Below are 18,098 nucleotides of genomic sequence, written 5' to 3'. Positions count from 1 at the left end.
TTAACTCTTTTCGTTTCTATACTGATTTTTCTGAATTCGTTTTATTACAGGGCAGGGTGCGATGAGCAGCAACACATTTACTCTCGGTACAAAATCCGTTAACCGTCTTGGTTATGGCGCGATGCAACTGGCAGGTCCTGGGGTTTTTGGCCCCCCAAGAGATCGCCACGTCGCTATAACTGTGCTGCGCGAGGCGCTGGCATTGGGCGTCAATCACATTGATACCAGCGACTTTTATGGTCCGCACGTCACCAATCAGATTATCCGCGAAGCGCTTTATCCTTACTCTGACGACCTGACCATTGTTACTAAAATTGGGGCGCGGCGTGGAGAGGACGCCTCCTGGTTGCCCGCATTTTCTCCGGCAGAGTTGCAAAAAGCGGTGCACGATAATCTACGTAATCTCGGGCTGGACGTACTGGATGTGGTTAACCTGCGCGTTATGATGGGGGATGGTCATGGCCCAGCGGAAGGATCGATTGAAGCCAGCCTGACCGTGCTGGCAGAGATGCAAGAACAAGGCCTGGTAAAACATATTGGTCTGAGCAACGTTACACCGACGCAGGTTGCAGAGGCGCGTAAGATTACCGAAATCGTCTGTGTGCAGAACGAATACAACATTGCTCATCGTGCTGATGACGCAATGATTGATGCTTTGGCTCGTGACGGCATTGCCTACGTGCCGTTCTTTCCGCTCGGGGGCTTTACGCCGCTGCAATCTTCAACGCTTTCCGATGTTGCTGCGAGCCTGGGTGCAACACCAATGCAGGTGGCGCTGGCGTGGCTGTTACAACGTTCACCGAATATTTTGCTGATCCCAGGGACGTCTTCTGTTGCGCATTTACGGGAGAATATGGCTGCTGAAAAATTGCATCTTTCTGAGGAAGTGTTGTCTACGTTGGATGGTATTTCGCGAGAATAACGAATATACAAAAGGGAAAGATGCATTTCCCTTTTGTTTCTTTTTTAATGGCATGGAGTGCATATGTTTAAGCCCAGGATTTGCAGCTGGATAGGTTTACTTCCCCTGTTTATCCTGAGTCTTCCAGTACAGGCGGAACTTCGATGTGTTGCAAATACAGTTGATATTGAACCATTTTTTTCTGCGGCTACCGCTGAAGATAAACAGCAAATTGAACAAGCTATCAATAGTAGCGTGAATCTTGTCCCCGTCGGTTTATCTGCACCGGACTGGAAAGTGCATCGTGGCAATTTAGTGGTGGAAGGTAATATAGAGAGTAATGAAAAATTGATTGTTCTTGGCAATTTGACAGTCAAAGGAAATATTTCCACTTTCTCTCTTTCTAATCCATGGGTTATTCTCGGTGATGTGACGGCAACGAATATAGTTACGGATTCACCACTGTTAATTACCGGTTCGATAAATGCAAGTGGACTGGTATTTATCGACTCATATTACTATAATCCGTCTACGATTAAGGGGAGTATTAATGCGCGCGGGATATTTATCAATGACATAATTGCACCTGTTGTTGTGTCTTCGACAAATAGTGAATTCATGGTCCGAGCGGGAGACAAAAATGACACTGAAAATGTCAAAAAAGCGCTAACGATAATAAATCCTGATGCATATTATTGGGGCCTAATAAATGATGAAGATGCTCTGAAAGAAATTTTTAAGCGAAGCAATATTCGCATGGCAGGGAATGTCTGTAATCAGATGAAAAAAGAAGCGCTGTTTCGCCCTAAGCCTTCTCCTGAATTAGTGCAGGAATTGCAAATGCTGGATGAAGGCAACGTTGCTGCATTTGAAGGACGAGACATTGCGACATTTGATCTTGCCATAATGCGAACTCTCCCAAGGCTTAAAGGAATTTCAGTTAACCTACGCAAACAACTTATTAATAGCAATGATGAACAAACGATTGAAAGTATGGCGAGATATATGCCTGACAATGAGATTCTGGAGTTGACCGATCAGCAATTGGGTTACCAGCCTGTTGTTCTGGGTTTGCTCAACCGTGAACCGCTCGCTGTCGAAATAATGACGCGAATGAGTCGTCTACCTGATGGTGCCGGTCCGTTGAATCTTGCGCTACGTGAAAATCTCCCTCTGGATATCGTCATGACTCTGGCGAAAAGAGATTGGGATATGATCATTCAGGAGCTTTATAAAGATGCGTGGTTATTGCCCGAATCCATTATTGATGGCTATATCCGCAGTGATGATTCCTCTATTCGTCAGGTCGGTGCTGGAGGACAACTCACCTACAATCAGGCAATGCAGTTGGCGAACGATTCATCAAACGATGTTGTCACAAACTTAGCGTTCAAGCTGGCAGAGATTAAACACCATGGTCAATTGTTGCGGATGACGCCACAAGAGAGTGACAAAATAGCAGTATATTTACACCAAAAATTCGAGAATGACGATGATCTAATACGTGTGTTATTTTTAGCATTGCCAGATAACTTACAGTTTAATTTTGTTAAAAAGATGGAGAAAAAATTTCCTGCCTATTTTTGCTGTCGGGATATGCAGATAATTCACTCTGACGCTGCTTTACAACGGTTATTGACACGTTTCAACGATCCTGCAGGGTGGAGTAATCTGGCGAAAAATCAGTATCTGAGTACGGCGATGAAACAAAAAATTTGGCATCGCGCTTTATCGCATCGAAAAAATAATCCGAAAGCAGATTCTGCAGCATATGAAACCAGCGCTGATATGATTTTGTCTGAGCTGATTAGCCACGGTGAAGTTGATGACCAGATGCTATTAAATGCCACCTCTCTGATACGTTCGGAAGGCTGGGACTTTTTAGAGAGTGCATTAGTTAGTTGGGATAATTTACCCGCTGTTGTCCTCAAGGAATTACAGCAAAATATGCCACGCAATGATATTTGGGCGAAGTTTTTTCTGAGGCAGGAAAACAGCTCTCGTGCGCAGGTTAACGAAGCGTTACGTGTTTATTATGCACTTGACCCCGATGCGTTAGCGCAACTGGATAAACTGGCAAAACAACCGGATCGTATATGGTGGAGTACGCTGGCGAAAAGCAATCTTACATTTTTCAAGTTCGGCGCACTTAACAATCGCCATACACCGTCTGCGGCACTGGCGGCAGAAATTGATCCCGAGTGGTGGATTATGGCGATGAATAATCCCCGTTTCCCAGTTGATGTATTGAAGGCGAGGCTGAAACGTGATCCTTTGCTGGCGTTAGAGCTTGTTAAACCTGAACTGGATTTAGTCCGCCAGCTGGCGCTTAATGGTAAGACGCGCGCAATACGGGAACAAGCGATGAGAAAACTTGATGAGTTGTATTGAATAACAGCGTAATATTTTTTAACCCTTTGATTAATTGGGGATAATAATTCCTGACAGTGAGTCCCCAATACCTTGATATATTCTGAATTTTTAATGAAGCGGCGTGTTGCGATATCTCCGTCAGGGGAATTGATGCACCATAGCGCAAACCGAATTATCAAGGATTGATAATGACGCTCTACCAGATAAAACCGCTCTTTCAGTCGCTGTTAAGGCCGACGATGTTTTGGCTTTATAAGCACCACGTTACAGCGAATCACATCACTCTTGCTGCACTGGCGCTTTCTCTTCTTACCGGATTGCTGTTGATGTTGGTGGCACAACCCATCCTCTTTTTGCTATTGCCTATCGTGCTTTTTATCCGTATGGCGCTCAATGCGCTGGATGGCATGTTGGCGCGTGAGTGCAATCAGCAAACACGTCTGGGGGAGATTTTGAATGAAACTGGCGATGTTATTTCCGATATTGCGCTCTATTTACCGTTTTTATTTTTACCGGAAAGTAACGCATCACTCGTAATAATCATGTTATTTTGCACCATATTGACTGAGTTTTGTGGTTTACTCGCGCAGACGATTAACGGTATTCGCAGTTATGCCGGTCCATTTGGCAAAAGCGATCGCGCGTTAATATTTGGTCTGTGGGGGCTAGCCGTTGCCATTTATCCACAGTGGATGCAATGGAATAATCTTTTATGGGGCATTGCTTCAATTCTGCTTATCTGGACTGCGATTAATCGTTGTCGAAGTGTGCTTTTTATGAGTGCTGAAAGATAATGCTGGAAAAATCTCTGGCAACACTTTTCGCGTTGTTAATTTTAGCAACGCTGATAAACCGTTTTCTGATATGGCGGTTACCGGAGAGAAAAGGGGGTGAGGTTACATTACGTATTCGTACCTGGTGGGGCATCGTCATTTGTTTTTCAATGGTGATTTCAGGTCCACGCTGGATGACGTTGACGTTTTTTGCGCTGATAAGTTTTCTGGCATTGAAAGAATATTGTACGCTTATATCTGTACATTTTCCGCGTTGGTTATATTGGGGTATTCCTCTTAACTATTTGCTTATCGGTTTTAATTACTTTGAGCTGTTTCTGTTATTTATACCTTTGGCTGGGTTTCTGATATTAGCCACCTGGCGAGTTTTTGTGGGTGACCCCTCCGGTTTTCTGCATACAGTGAGCGCCATTTTTTGGGGCTGGATAATGACCGTTTTCGCCTTGAGTCATGCCGCCTGGTTGTTAATGTTGCCAACCATAAATATCCAGGGCGAGGCGTTACTGGTGTTATTTCTTTTGGCATTAACCGAGTCAAACGATATTGCACAGTATTTATGGGGGAAATCCTGCGGCAGAAGAAAAGTGGTCCCCAAAGTCAGCCCGGGAAAAACGCTGGAAGGTCTGGTGGGGGGCGTCATCACCACCATGATTGCGTCACTGATTATTGGACCGTTGCTGACACCGCTAAATACATTACAGGCATTATTAGCGGGTTTGTTAATTGGTATTAGTGGTTTTTGCGGCGATGTAGTGATGTCAGCCATCAAACGAGATGTTGGTGTTAAAGATAGCGGAAAACTATTACCAGGACATGGCGGACTCCTTGACAGGATTGACTCATTAATTTTCACTGCCCCGGTATTTTTTTATTTTATTCGCTACTGCTGTTACTGAAGGAAAATAGAGAAAATGGAAAATCCACGCATCCCTGGGGAATATTTTTTTACTACCAGTGATAATACAGCGTTGTTTTATCGGCACTGGCCCGCTTTACAGCCCGGGGCGAAAAAGGTCATCGTCTTATTTCATCGCGGTCATGAACATTCCGGGCGTCTACAACATCTCGTTGATGAACTGGCGATGCCAGATACTGCTTTTTATGCATGGGATGCCCGAGGGCATGGACAAACGTCAGGGCCGCGTGGTTATAGCCCATCTCTTGCGCGTTCAGTGCAGGATGTCGATGAATTTGTCCGTTTTGCTGCCAGCGACAGCCAGGTCGGACTGGAAGAGGTGGTTGTGATCGCGCAAAGCGTCGGCGCAGTGATGGTTGCTACATGGGTTCATGATTATGCGCCTGCTATTCGCGGGCTGGTGCTGGCTTCTCCGGCCTTTAAGGTTAAATTGTATGTGCCGCTGGCACGTCCTGCGCTGGCGTTATGGCATCGTCTGCGTGGTCTGTTTTTTATTAATTCCTATGTGAAAGGACGCTATTTGACCCACGATCGGCAACGGGTGGCAAGTTTCAATAATGATCCGCTGATCACACGGGCGATTGCCGTCAATATCTTGCTCGATCTCTATAAAACGTCTGAACGTATTGTTAGCGATGCGGCGGCGATTACGCTCCCCACGCAACTTCTGATATCAGGCGATGACTATGTGGTGCATCGCCAACCGCAGATTGATTTTTATCAGCGTTTACGTAGCCCTCTCAAAGAGCTGTATCTGCTGCCAGGCTTTTATCACGACACGTTGGGTGAAGAGAACAGGGCGCTGGTATTTGAAAAAATGCAAAGCTTTATTAGTCATTTATATGCTAACAAGTCACAAAAATTTGATTATCAGCATGAAGACTGCACAGGACCATCAGCGGATCGATGGCGGCTACTTTCAGGTGGACCCGTGCCATTATCGCCGGTTGATTTGGCGTATCGCTTTATGCGTAAAGAGATGAAATTGTTCGGGACGCACTCTGCGGGCCTGCATCTCGGAATGAGCACCGGCTTTGATTCAGGCAGTTCGCTGGATTATGTCTATCAAAATCAACCGCAAGGTAGTAACGCATTCGGGCGCTTAATCGACAAAATCTACCTGAACAGTGTTGGCTGGCGCGGTATTCGCCAGCGCAAAACCCATTTACAAATACTGATTAAACAAGCCGTTGCCGATCTCCACGCCAAAGGTTTAGCCGTCCGCGTGGTTGACATTGCCGCAGGGCATGGGCGCTATGTACTGGATGCGCTGGCAAACGAGCCTGCCGTAAGCGATATTTTGTTACGTGATTACAGCGAGTTAAATGTTGCACAGGGGCAAGAGATGATTGCTCAACGGGGAATGTCTGGGCGGGTGCGTTTTGAACAGGGCGATGCGTTTAACCCGGAGGAACTCAGCGCGTTAACTCCGCGGCCTACGCTGGCGATTGTCTCTGGACTGTATGAGCTTTTTCCCGAAAATGAGCAGGTAAAAAACTCACTCGCAGGTCTTGCCAATGCCATCGATCCGGGTGGCATTCTCCTCTACACCGGGCAGCCGTGGCACCCACAACTGGAGCTGATTGCCGGGGTGTTAACCAGTCATAAAGATGGTAAACCGTGGGTAATGCGCGTGCGTTCGCAAGGGGAGATGGATTCGCTCGTGCATGATGCCGGATTCGATAAATGCACACAACGGATTGATGTGTGGGGCATTTTTACGGTTTCGATGGCGGTGCGTCGTGACAACTGAACGCCGGAACGTATTGCTACAAGGAGCTGGCTGGTTATTGTTGCTGGCCCCGTTTTTCTTCTTCACATATGGATTTCTTAATCAGTTCACCGCGACTCAGGATCTTAACAACCATGATATCCCCAGTCAGGTATTCGGTTGGGAAACGGCGATCCCTTTTCTTCCCTGGACTATTGTTCCTTACTGGAGTCTGGATCTTTTATATGGATTTTCGCTGTTCATTTGTAGCTCGACATTTGAGCAGCGCCGTCTGGTTCACCGGCTTATTCTGGCAACGGTAATGGCCTGCTGCGGTTTTTTTCTCTATCCGCTGAAGTTTAGTTTTATCCGTCCTGAAGTGAGTGGGGTGACAGGATGGCTATTTTCGCAACTTGAACTGTTTGATCTGCCCTATAACCAGTCTCCTTCGCTGCATATTATTCTCTGCTGGCTACTTTGGCGTCACTTTCGTCAGCATCTGGCTGTGAGGTGGCGTAAAGTCTGCGGCGGATGGTTTTTACTCATCGCCATTTCGACGCTGACGACCTGGCAGCATCATTTTATTGATGTCATCACGGGGCTGGCGGTAGGTATGTTAATTGACTGGATGGTGCCCGTAGACCGTCGTTGGAATTATCAGAAACCTGATCAACGTCGAATCAAAATAGCACTGCCATATGTCGCAGGCGCGTGCTCGTGCATTGTGTTGATGGAGCTAATGATAATGCTTCAGTTATGGTGGTCAGTCTGGTTATGTTGGCCAGTATTATCGCTATTCATTATTGGCCGTGGGTACGGTGGGCTTGGCGCGATAACAACAGGTAAAGATAGTCAGGGGAAACTCCCGCCCGCCGTTTACTGGCTGACATTGCCATGGCGCATCGGGATGTGGCTGTCTATGCGTTGGTTTTGTCTTCGCCTTGAGCCAGTGAGCAAAATTACTGCTGGTGTTTATTTAGGGGCGTTTCCACAACATATTCCGGCACAGAATGCGGTTCTGGACGTCACCTTTGAATTCCCTCGCGGACGAGCCACAAAAGATCAACTCTATTTTTGTGTACCGATGCTGGATCTGGTGGTTCCGGAAGAGGGGGAGCTCCGACAGGCCGTGGCGATGTTGGAAACATTACGCGAAGAGCAAGGCGGCGTTCTGGTCCATTGCGCGTTGGGATTATCGCGCAGTGCGCTGGTGGTGGCGGCATGGCTGTTATGTTACGGACATTGTAAAACCGTTGATGAAGCGATTAGTTATATTCGAGCCAGACGCTCGCGGATTGTGCTTAAGGAAGAGCACAAAGCGATGCTGAAATTATGGGAAAACAGGTAAGCGGATTGAGATGTGGACTGAATATCTACAGTCCACATCAAAATAGTGTCCGGTTATGCAGCAACAATACTGTCGATGGCTGCTTTCGCGTCAGACTGTGCTTTCGCTGCCATTTCCGGGCCGTACGCGATCCCTTCGGCGAAGACAAATTTCACATCGGTAATGCCGATAAAGCCCAGGAATGTGGACAGATACGGCGTTACCAGATCCGTTGGGCCATCTTTATGGATCCCACCGCGGCTGGTAATCACGATGGCTTTTTTACCCGTTACCAGACCTTCCGGACCGTTCTCGGTATAGCGGAAAGTAACGCCTGCACGTGCAACCAGGTCAAAATAGTTTTTCAACTGAGTCGAGATGTTGAAGTTATACATCGGTGCCGCAATAACGATAACGTCGTGGGATTTCAGCTCGGCAATCAGCTCATCGGAAAGCGCCAGCGCTTCCTGCTGACGCGGAGTCAGCGGCGCATCGCTCGGACGCAGCGCACCAACCAGTTCGCCATCCAGCACCGGAATCGGATTTGCAGCCAGGTCGCGAACGGTGATTTCATCAGCGGAGTGCTTTTCGCGCCATTGTTCAACAAAATAATCGGACAACTGATTAGACTGAGAGTACCCTGCCAGGATGCTGGATTTAAGAACTAATACCTTGCTCATGGTGTTTCCTTATAGATGTTTGAATGGGCGATGCCCCGTTGCTTGCTGACACTTTATTCACAATCCTGCCACAGAGATAGCGCAATAAATCGAAGCCTATGTTCGAATTTATTGAACAACGCATAGAAAGCCGCGATGTGGTACTCTATATCTATCATTTAAAAGAAAATTAATCAGGCAGCCTACTGCCCACTAACGTTATGACAGAACAACAAAAATTGACCTTTACGGCCTTGCAGCAGCGGCTGGATTCGCTGATGCTGCGCGACAGACAGCGTTTTTCTCGCCGTCTGCACGGTGTTAAGAAGGTTAAAAATCCTGATGCACAACAGGCCATTTTCCAGGAGATGGCGAAAGAGATTGACCAGGCGGCAGGGAAAGTACTGCTGCGTGAAGCGGCACGACCGGAAATCACTTATCCCGACAATTTGCCGGTTAGTCAGAAAAAGCAGGACATTCTCGACGCGATTCGTGATCACCAGGTGGTGATCGTCGCCGGGGAAACCGGTTCCGGTAAAACGACTCAGCTACCGAAAATCTGTATGGAGCTGGGGCGCGGTATTAAAGGGCTGATCGGTCATACCCAACCGCGTCGCCTGGCGGCACGAACGGTGGCTAACCGTATTGCGGAAGAGCTGAAAACGGAGCCGGGCGGTTGCATCGGTTACAAAGTGCGTTTCAGCGATCACGTAAGTGATAACACGATGGTCAAGCTGATGACCGACGGTATCCTGCTGGCAGAGATCCAGCAAGACCGCCTGCTGATGCAGTACGACACCATCATTATTGACGAAGCGCACGAACGCAGCCTGAATATCGATTTTCTGCTCGGCTATTTGAAAGAGTTGCTGCCGCGGCGTCCTGACCTAAAAATCATTATTACTTCCGCGACTATCGACCCGGAACGCTTTTCGCGCCACTTTAATAATGCGCCGATTATCGAAGTCTCCGGTCGGACCTATCCGGTGGAAGTGCGCTATCGCCCGATCGTTGAAGAAGCTGATGACACCGAGCGCGATCAGTTGCAGGCGATTTTTGACGCCGTAGACGAACTGAGCCAGGAAAGCCCTGGCGACATTCTGATCTTTATGAGCGGTGAGCGGGAAATTCGCGATACCGCCGATGCGCTGAACAAGCTAAATCTGCGGCATACCGAAATCTTGCCGCTTTATGCGCGGCTTTCGAACAGCGAACAGAACCGCGTCTTCCAGTCGCACAGTGGACGGCGCATTGTGCTGGCGACCAACGTCGCGGAAACCTCGCTGACCGTACCGGGTATTAAATACGTTATCGACCCCGGTACAGCGCGTATCAGCCGCTACAGCTATCGCACCAAAGTGCAGCGTTTGCCGATTGAACCCATTTCGCAGGCGTCTGCCAATCAGCGTAAAGGCCGCTGTGGTCGTGTGTCCGAAGGGATCTGTATTCGTCTCTATTCCGAAGACGATTTCCTTTCGCGCCCGGAATTTACCGATCCGGAGATTCTGCGTACCAACCTGGCCTCGGTTATTTTGCAGATGACTGCGCTGGGGCTGGGCGATATCGCTGCGTTCCCGTTTGTTGAAGCACCGGATAAACGCAATATCCAGGATGGCGTGCGTCTGCTCGAAGAACTGGGCGCGATCACCACGGATGAACAGGCCAGCGCCTATAAACTGACGCCGCTCGGTCGCCAGCTCTCGCAGTTGCCTGTCGACCCACGTCTGGCGCGTATGGTGCTGGAAGCGCAAAAACATGGCTGCGTGCGTGAGGCGATGATTATCACGTCCGCGCTCTCCATTCAGGATCCGCGCGAGCGTCCGATGGATAAACAGCAGGCATCGGACGAAAAACATCGTCGCTTCCACGACAAAGAATCCGACTTCCTCGCGTTTGTAAATCTGTGGAATTATCTTGGCGAGCAGCAAAAGGCGCTTTCTTCCAACGCCTTCCGTCGCCTGTGTCGTACCGATTATCTCAACTATCTGCGCGTGCGCGAATGGCAGGATATCTACACCCAGTTGCGCCAGGTGGTGAAAGAACTTGGCATTCCGGTTAACAGCGAACCGGCGGAGTATCGTGAAATTCACATTGCGTTGCTGACGGGTTTACTTTCCCATATCGGCATGAAAGATGCCGATAAACAAGAATATACCGGCGCACGTAACGCGCGTTTCTCCATTTTCCCCGGTTCCGGCTTATTTAAAAAGCCGCCGAAATGGGTAATGGTGGCGGAACTGGTAGAAACCAGCCGCCTGTGGGGGCGTATTGCTGCGCGTATCGACCCTGAATGGGTAGAACCCGTTGCTCAGCATTTGATTAAACGCACCTACAGCGAACCGCACTGGGAACGGGCGCAGGGCGCGGTGATGGCAACGGAAAAAGTCACTGTTTATGGTTTGCCGATTGTTGCTGCGCGCAAGGTCAACTACAGCCAGATCGATCCGGCGTTATGTCGTGAACTCTTTATTCGCCACGCTCTGGTGGAAGGTGACTGGCAGACGCGTCACGCATTCTTCCGTGAAAACCTGAAACTGCGGGCCGAAGTGGAAGAGCTGGAACACAAATCACGTCGCCGCGATATTCTGGTTGATGACGAAACGTTGTTTGAGTTCTACGACCAGCGCATCAGCCACGATGTAATCTCCGCTCGTCACTTCGACAGCTGGTGGAAAAAAGTCAGCCGCGAAACGCCTGATTTGCTCAACTTTGAAAAGAGCATGTTGATCAAAGAAGGGGCGGAAAAAATCAGCAAGCTGGATTATCCGAACTTCTGGCATCAGGGCAATCTCAAGCTGCGTTTGAGCTATCAGTTTGAGCCCGGCGCGGATGCTGACGGTGTGACTGTGCATATCCCGCTGCCGCTGCTTAATCAGGTAGAAGAGAGCGGGTTTGAATGGCAAATCCCCGGCCTGCGTCGTGAACTGATCATCGCACTGATTAAATCGTTGCCGAAACCGGTACGCCGTAATTTTGTGCCTGCACCAAACTACGCCGAAGCGTTTTTAGGCCGCGTCACACCGCTGGAGTTACCGTTGCTCGACAGCCTTGAGCGCGAGTTACGGCGGATGACCGGTGTTACCGTTGACCGCGAAGACTGGCACTGGGATCAGGTGCCCGATCACCTGAAAATCACCTTCCGTGTGGTGGATGACAAAAACAAGAAGCTAAAAGAAGGGCGCTCTCTACAAGATCTGAAAGATGCGCTGAAAGGCAAAGTGCAGGAAACGCTGTCTGCGGTGGCGGATGACGGTATCGAGCAGAGCGGCTTACATATCTGGAGTTTTGGTCAGCTGCCGGAAAGCTACGAACAGAAGCGTGGCAACTACAAAGTGAAGGCGTGGCCAGCGCTGGTGGATGAACGCGACAGCGTGGCGATCAAACTGTTTGATAATCCGCTGGAACAAAAGCAGGCAATGTGGAACGGTCTTCGCCGTCTACTGCTGCTGAATATTCCATCGCCGATCAAGTATTTGCATGAAAAGTTACCGAACAAAGCCAAGCTGGGGCTGTACTTTAACCCGTATGGCAAAGTGCTGGAGCTGATCGACGACTGTATCTCCTGCGGGGTGGATCAACTGATCGACGCCAATGGTGGCCCGGTCTGGACGGAAGAAGGCTTTGCTGCGCTGCATGAAAAAGTCCGTGCTGAACTGAACGACACGGTGGTGGATATTGCGAAGCAGGTCGAGCAAATCCTCACTGCGGTGTTCAATATCAATAAACGTCTGAAAGGGCGGGTGGATATGACTATGGCGCTGGGGCTTTCTGACATTAAAGCGCAGATGGGCGGGTTGGTATATCGCGGTTTTGTCACTGGTAACGGCTTCAAACGGTTGGGCGACACGCTGCGTTATTTGCAGGCGATTGAAAAACGACTGGAAAAACTGGCGGTTGATCCGCATCGTGACCGTGCTCAGATGCTGAAAGTCGAAAACGTCCAGCAGGCGTGGCAGCAATGGATCAACAAACTGCCGCCCGCACGTCGTGAGGATGAAGACGTGAAAGAGATCCGTTGGATGATAGAAGAGTTGCGCGTTAGTTACTTCGCTCAACAACTTGGTACGCCTTATCCGATTTCAGATAAGCGTATTTTGCAGGCGATGGAGCAGATTAGCGGTTAACACTGCTATTTGCCTGATAAATCTAAAACCCGGTAAGCATTTAGCGCCGGGTTTTTTATTAATTCTAAAAACGGTATGGGAAAAAATTCAGGAGTTCAGAAAAATACAATTCTCTGCTGCAAGATGAATAATGTTTATCTACAGCATTTCCTTAAAAGATATGTCAGGCTTGCGGAGTGGTAGTTAAGGAAATACGACTTCCTCCTTTCAGAGTGCTCCGCTTCTCACTATTATCTCACGCAGTATTCTTAAGGGAACGATAAGGAGGAACCATGAACATTACCCCGTTTCCGACGCTTTCGCCGGCAACCATAGATGCCATAAATGTTATCGGTCAGTGGCTGGCGCAGGATGATTTCTCCGGTGAGGTGCCGTATCAGGCCGATTGCGTGATCCTTGCAGGCAATGCGGTTATGCCGACTATCGATGCGGCATGTAAGATTGCCCGCGATCAGCAAATTCCTTTACTGATTAGTGGTGGTATCGGTCACTCGACAACTTTTTTGTATAGCGCCATCGCACAGCATCCGCACTACAACACTATCCGCACCACTGGCAGAGCTGAAGCTACCATCCTGGCGGATATCGCTCATCAGTTCTGGCACATTCCGCATGAAAAAATCTGGATTGAAGACCAGTCAACAAACTGCGGTGAAAACGCACGCTTTAGCATCGCGCTATTGAATCAGGCCGTAGAACGAGTTCACACAGCTATCGTTGTTCAGGACCCCACCATGCAGCGGCGCACGATGGCGACGTTCCGCCGTATGACCGGGGACAATCCCGATGCACCACGCTGGTTAAGTTATCCCGGATTCGTTCCTCAGTTAGGAAATAACGCAGACAGTGTAATCTTTATTAATCAGTTACAAGGATTATGGCCGGTTGAGCGTTATCTATCACTACTCACTGGCGAGCTGCCGCGTTTACACGATGATAGCGATGGCTACGGTCCCCGCGGGCGAGATTTTATCGTTCACGTTGATTTTCCGGCAGAAGTCATCCAGGCATGGCAAACGCTGAAACACGATGCGGTGCTCATCGAGGCGATGGAAAGTCGCTCGTTACGTTAAAAATTGCCCGTTTGTGAACCACTTGTTTGCAAACGGGCATAACTCCTGCCTTTTATTTCTGCCTCTTATTCCTTTTACACTTGTTTTTATGAAGCCCTTCACAGAATTGTCCTTTCATGATGCCGTCTCTCTGATGATTGATGTTAATTAACAATGTATTTACTAAAAACAAACATATAAATCACAGGAGTCGCTCATGTCAGTACCCGTTCAACATCCTATGTATATTGATGGACAGTTTGTTACCTGGCGTGGAGACGCATGGATTGATGTGGTAAACCCTGCAACAGAGGCTGTCATTTCCCGCATTCCCGATGGTCAGGCCGAGGATGTCCGTAAGGCAATCGATGCAGCAGAACGTGCACAACCAGAATGGGAAGCGTTGCCTGCTATTGAACGCGCCAGTTGGTTGCGCAAAATCTCCGCCGGGATCCGCAAACGCGCCAGCGAAATCAGTGCGCTGATTGTTGAAGAAGGGGGCAAGATCCAGCAGCTGGCTGAAGTCGAAGTGGCTTTTACTGCGGACTATATCGATTACATGGCGGAGTGGGCACGGCGTTATGAAGGCGAGATTATTCAAAGCGATCGTCCAGGAGAAAATATTCTTCTGTTTAAACGTGCGCTTGGCGTGACTACCGGCATTCTGCCGTGGAACTTCCCGTTCTTCCTCATTGCCCGCAAAATGGCCCCCGCTCTTTTGACCGGTAATACCATCGTCATTAAACCCAGTGAATTTACGCCAAACAATGCGATTGCATTCGCCAAAATTGTCGATGAAATAGGCCTTCCGCGCGGCGTGTTTAACCTTGTTCTGGGGCGTGGTGAAACCGTTGGGCAAGAACTGGCGGGTAACCCAAAGGTCGCAATGGTCAGTATGACAGGCAGCGTCTCTGCAGGTGAAAAGATTATGGCGACTGCGGCGAAAAACATCACCAAAGTGTGCCTGGAATTGGGGGGTAAAGCACCGGCTATCGTAATGGACGATGCCGATCTTGAACTGGCAGTCAAAGCCATCGTTGATTCACGCGTTATTAATAGTGGGCAAGTGTGTAACTGTGCAGAACGTGTTTATGTACAGAAAGGCATTTATGATCAGTTTGTCAATCGGCTGGGTGAAGCGTTGCAGGCGGTTCAATTTGGTAACCCCGCTGAACGCAACGACATTGCGATGGGGCCGTTGATTAACGCCGCGGCGCTGGAAAGGGTCGAGCAAAAAGTGGCGCGCGCAGTAGAAGAAGGGGCGAGAGTGGCGTTGGGTGGCAAAGCGGTAGAGGGGAAAGGATATTATTATCCGCCGACATTGCTGCTGGATGTTCGCCAGGAAATGTCGATTATGCATGAGGAAACCTTTGGCCCGGTTCTGCCGGTGGTCGCATTTGATACGCTGGAAGAGGCTATCTCAATGGCGAATGATAGTGATTACGGCCTGACCTCATCAATCTATACCCAAAATCTGAACGTCGCGATGAAAGCCATTAACGGGCTGAAGTTTGGTGAAACTTACATCAACCGTGAAAACTTCGAAGCTATGCAAGGCTTCCACGCCGGATGGCGTAAATCTGGTATTGGCGGCGCAGATGGTAAACATGGCCTGCATGAATATCTGCAGACCCAGGTGGTTTATTTACAGTCTTAATGAGTGGAAGAGGCGGAGGTTTTTCCTCCGCCTGTGTGCGTCAGAGTTTAGCGAATTTTTCGAGGGTGCGAATGAGCTGTGTGACGAAGCCATATTCGTTATCGTACCAGGCGACCGTTTTCACCAGTTGTAAATCGCCCACGGCGGTAATTTCCGTTTGCGTGGCATCAAACACCGAACCGAAATGGCTGCCAATGATATCGGAAGAGACTATTTCTTCATCGGTATAACCAAATGACTCGTTATTGGTGGTTGCTTGTTTAAGTGCGTTATTCACCTCTTCGGCAGTCACTTTTTTTCCGAGAATGGACACCAGCTCAGTGACCGAACCTGTTTTCACCGGCACGCGTTGCGCATGACCTTTCAGTTTGCCGCTCAGTTCCGGGATCACCAGACCAATGGCTTTTGCCGCACCTGTAGTGTGGGGAATGATATTTTCTGCCGCTGCACGTGAAGCGCGTAGATCTTTACCTCGCGGACCATCCACCAGTGACTGAGTGCCGGTATAGGCATGAATGGTCGTCATCGTGCCGACTTCTATTCCGAAACTGTCGTGCAAGGCTTTGGCCATCGGTGCAAGACAGTTAGTGGTGCATGACGCCACGGAAACAATGGTGTCGTTGCCATCCAGTGTGTCGTCATTGACGTTATAAACGATGGTTTTCATTTCACCGGCAGGGGCGGAAATCAACACCTTCTTCGCACCAGCATCAAGGTGCGCCTGCGATTTCTCGGCGGAGGTATAAAAGCCAGTACATTCGACAATGATTTCTGCGCCTTTCGCTTTCCATGGAATATTTTTAGCCTCTTTTTCGGCGTAAACCGCGATACTTTTTCCATCAACGATAAGTGAATCTTCCGTAAAATCAACGCTCCAGGGGAACGGTCCGTAGTTTGAATCATGTTTCAACAGGTAGGCGAGAATTTTTGGGGAAGTGAGATCATTAATAGCAACAATGTCTATGTTGCTTTTGACTTCAAGTAATCGACGCAACACCAGTCGACCGATACGACCAAAACCGTTAATACCAACTTTACTCATGGTCTTCTCCTGTCAGGAACGTTCGGATGAAAATTGATCCTTTCCAGGCTTAGACCAGGATGGCGGGATGGGCAATCTACATTCTTGCCGTGAAACGTAACGTACTGAAAACGGGTGAACAATATTTAATGAAATTTTAAGAAAAGCTCGTTATGTTAACGGAAAATTATGTTAAAGCAGGAAATGTTATGGAAAGTAAATATTCAAGGTTACAAATCGGCATTCACTGGCTGGTCTTTTTGCTGGTTATCGCAGCGTATTGCGCAATGGAGTTTCGTGGTTTTTTCCCACGTGGCGATAGGCCGCTTATCAACATGATTCATGTTTCCTGTGGCATCTCAATTCTCGTGCTGATGGTTGTTCGTCTTTTGTTAAGGCTTAAATACCCAACTCCGCCGATTGTACCTAAACCAAAACCGATGATGACGGGACTGGCGCATTTGGGACATTTGGTGATCTATCTCCTGTTTATTGCGCTGCCAGTGATTGGTTTGGTGATGATGTATAACCGGGGCAACCCGTGGTCTGCGTTTGGTATGACAATGCCTTATGCAGCAGAGGCCAATTTCGAACGGGTTGATAGCTTAAAGTGGTGGCATGAGACGCTGGCGAATCTGGGATATTTTGTCATCGGGTTGCACGCTGCGGCTGCACTGGCACACCACTATTTCTGGAAGGACAACACACTTCTACGCATGATGCCGCGTAAACGTTCCTGAAGGATCTTTAAAGAAAACGCCTGTACTAAAACCGACCCGCGGTACAGGCGAAGAGTACGGGCCTACATCGGAAGCGCCTATTATATTTATTTGTATGACAAATAAAACCATAATCCTTGTCCATATGTCCATCTGGCTTATCTTTAATCAATTCACACGATCTTTGATCTCATCAACAGTATCAAAATAAACCAGCGTATAACGTTCAAATCGAACATAAGATTCGATAAACCATGGAGGTTATATGAAAAAACTGGCACTTATCTTGGTTATAGGAGCGCTTGTTTCCTTTTATGCCGATGCCGGGCGCAAACCCTGTTCTGGTTCGAAAGGGGGGATCTCACACTGTACGGCAGGCGGCAAATTTGTCTGTAATGATGGTTCTATTAGTGCATCGAAAAAAACATGCACTAACTGAAGTGTAAAAGGGGTGCCATGAGAAAATGAATCTGCTAGTCAGATGCGCGGGGAAAATCCCCGCGCTTGCCCTTACCTGGACGTGCAGGCCATGAGCGCAGCAACCTCCTTATCACCGTCCCGGAACCGCAGTTCGTAGAGCGTTTGTCGGGTCAGGAGTGTGAATGTCAGAATCGTAATGCAGATAATGAGCAGACACACCACCAGAGGGTTGTGCTTCATAGCCTTTCTCTTTGCCGGATGGCGGGTAAGAGGCTAAGATCTGAATTGCTAGGTTCATTCGTTGGCCTCGGTTTGTACTGACCCCAGAAAGTTGGACAGTTAAACACGAGGCATATAGGTCTGATTCCGATATTCAATTGGAGTCAGACCTTTTAATTTCAGGCTAATTCTTCTGCTGTTGTAG

Annotated in this window: 16 protein-coding genes; 12 read left to right on the top strand and 4 right to left on the bottom strand. The window is 48.6% G+C overall.

What is annotated here, in order from left to right; all coding sequences use genetic code 11:
- Positions 1 to 61 precede the first annotated feature (61 nt).
- From pdxI to ACJHYW_RS12740, 6 genes are all read left to right on the top strand, one after another.
- Positions 62 to 922 (top strand): pyridoxine 4-dehydrogenase, encoded by an 861-nt coding sequence (pdxI, locus tag ACJHYW_RS12765; RefSeq protein ID WP_000097798.1) that lies wholly within the window; start codon positions 62 to 64, stop codon positions 920 to 922.
- A 63-nt stretch (positions 923 to 985) separates the two neighbouring features.
- Entirely contained in the window at positions 986 to 3,292 is a 2,307-nt protein-coding gene (locus ACJHYW_RS12760) for a DUF2773 domain-containing bactofilin (RefSeq protein WP_061092961.1), read from the top strand.
- A gap of 170 nt (positions 3,293 to 3,462) precedes the next feature.
- The gene (locus ACJHYW_RS12755; protein WP_000177518.1) at positions 3,463 to 4,068 is read left to right on the top strand and encodes a CDP-alcohol phosphatidyltransferase family protein; all 606 of its coding nucleotides are present in this window, start codon (positions 3,463 to 3,465) and stop codon (positions 4,066 to 4,068) included.
- Positions 4,068 to 4,964, top strand: a complete 897-nt coding sequence (locus ACJHYW_RS12750) for a phosphatidate cytidylyltransferase (protein ID WP_000890921.1) — start codon at positions 4,068 to 4,070, stop codon at positions 4,962 to 4,964. The genes ACJHYW_RS12755 and ACJHYW_RS12750 overlap by 1 nt, the downstream gene beginning before the upstream one ends.
- 15 nt (positions 4,965 to 4,979) lie before the next feature.
- On the top strand, positions 4,980 to 6,737 hold the full coding sequence (locus ACJHYW_RS12745; RefSeq protein WP_000431188.1) for a bifunctional alpha/beta hydrolase/class I SAM-dependent methyltransferase: 1,758 nt from the start codon (positions 4,980 to 4,982) through the stop codon (positions 6,735 to 6,737).
- Between the two features lie 13 nt (positions 6,738 to 6,750).
- Positions 6,751 to 8,043: a phosphatase PAP2/dual specificity phosphatase family protein gene (locus ACJHYW_RS12740; RefSeq protein WP_024179513.1), complete on the top strand. Its 1,293-nt coding sequence runs from the start codon at positions 6,751 to 6,753 to the stop codon at positions 8,041 to 8,043.
- A gap of 53 nt (positions 8,044 to 8,096) precedes the next feature.
- Here the strand turns inward: ACJHYW_RS12740 and azoR are convergent, their stop codons facing one another.
- Entirely contained in the window at positions 8,097 to 8,702 is a 606-nt protein-coding gene (gene azoR, locus ACJHYW_RS12735; RefSeq protein WP_000048962.1) for an FMN-dependent NADH-azoreductase, read from the bottom strand.
- A 200-nt stretch (positions 8,703 to 8,902) separates the two neighbouring features.
- Here azoR and hrpA point away from each other — a divergent pair, with 200 nt between their 5' ends.
- The 3 genes from hrpA to aldA all read left to right on the top strand — a co-directional run bounded on the left by hrpA (position 8,903) and on the right by aldA (position 15,514).
- On the top strand, positions 8,903 to 12,805 hold the full coding sequence (gene hrpA / locus ACJHYW_RS12730; RefSeq protein ID WP_000139608.1) for an ATP-dependent RNA helicase HrpA: 3,903 nt from the start codon (positions 8,903 to 8,905) through the stop codon (positions 12,803 to 12,805).
- Positions 12,806 to 13,077: 272 nt separating this feature from the next.
- Positions 13,078 to 13,878 carry a DUF218 domain-containing protein YdcF gene (gene ydcF / locus ACJHYW_RS12725; protein ID WP_001027939.1) on the top strand — a complete coding sequence of 267 codons (801 nt, stop codon included), beginning with the start codon at positions 13,078 to 13,080 and terminating at the stop codon, positions 13,876 to 13,878.
- 196 nt (positions 13,879 to 14,074) lie between these two features.
- The gene (gene aldA, locus ACJHYW_RS12720) at positions 14,075 to 15,514 is read left to right on the top strand and encodes an aldehyde dehydrogenase (protein WP_000115973.1); all 1,440 of its coding nucleotides are present in this window, start codon (positions 14,075 to 14,077) and stop codon (positions 15,512 to 15,514) included.
- Between the two features lie 40 nt (positions 15,515 to 15,554).
- Here aldA and gap read toward each other — a convergent pair whose 3' ends face one another.
- The gene (gene gap / locus ACJHYW_RS12715) at positions 15,555 to 16,556 is read right to left on the bottom strand and encodes a type I glyceraldehyde-3-phosphate dehydrogenase (protein WP_000048646.1); all 1,002 of its coding nucleotides are present in this window, start codon (positions 16,554 to 16,556) and stop codon (positions 15,555 to 15,557) included.
- A 188-nt stretch (positions 16,557 to 16,744) separates the two neighbouring features.
- Between gap and cybB the strand changes: the two genes are divergently transcribed.
- The 3 genes from cybB (at position 16,745) to yncP (ending at position 17,787) form a co-directional block, all read left to right on the top strand.
- Positions 16,745 to 17,275 carry a cytochrome b561 gene (gene cybB, locus ACJHYW_RS12710; RefSeq protein WP_001361839.1) on the top strand — a complete coding sequence of 177 codons (531 nt, stop codon included), beginning with the start codon at positions 16,745 to 16,747 and terminating at the stop codon, positions 17,273 to 17,275.
- A 244-nt stretch (positions 17,276 to 17,519) separates the two neighbouring features.
- Entirely contained in the window at positions 17,520 to 17,693 is a 174-nt protein-coding gene (locus ACJHYW_RS12705) for a hypothetical protein (protein WP_000731851.1), read from the top strand.
- Between the two features lie 25 nt (positions 17,694 to 17,718).
- Entirely contained in the window at positions 17,719 to 17,787 is a 69-nt protein-coding gene (gene yncP, locus ACJHYW_RS12700) for a hypothetical protein (protein ID WP_212591405.1), read from the top strand.
- Here yncP and hokB read toward each other — a convergent pair.
- Positions 17,765 to 17,914 (bottom strand): type I toxin-antitoxin system toxin HokB, encoded by a 150-nt coding sequence (gene hokB, locus ACJHYW_RS12695; protein ID WP_001320773.1) that lies wholly within the window; start codon positions 17,912 to 17,914, stop codon positions 17,765 to 17,767. The genes yncP and hokB overlap by 23 nt on opposite strands.
- A 99-nt stretch (positions 17,915 to 18,013) precedes the next feature.
- Positions 18,014 to 18,098 (bottom strand): IS3 family transposase (locus ACJHYW_RS12690; protein ID WP_088551278.1); only part of this gene is annotated, 85 nt, incomplete at its 5' end.

It is taken from the genome of Escherichia sp. WS3063 (genome assembly GCF_046486595.1).
In the GTDB taxonomy this organism is placed as follows: domain Bacteria; phylum Pseudomonadota; class Gammaproteobacteria; order Enterobacterales; family Enterobacteriaceae; genus Escherichia; species Escherichia coli.
The sequence above is the reverse complement of the archived record's forward strand: the minus strand, read 5'-3'. Positions and strand labels throughout refer to the sequence as shown.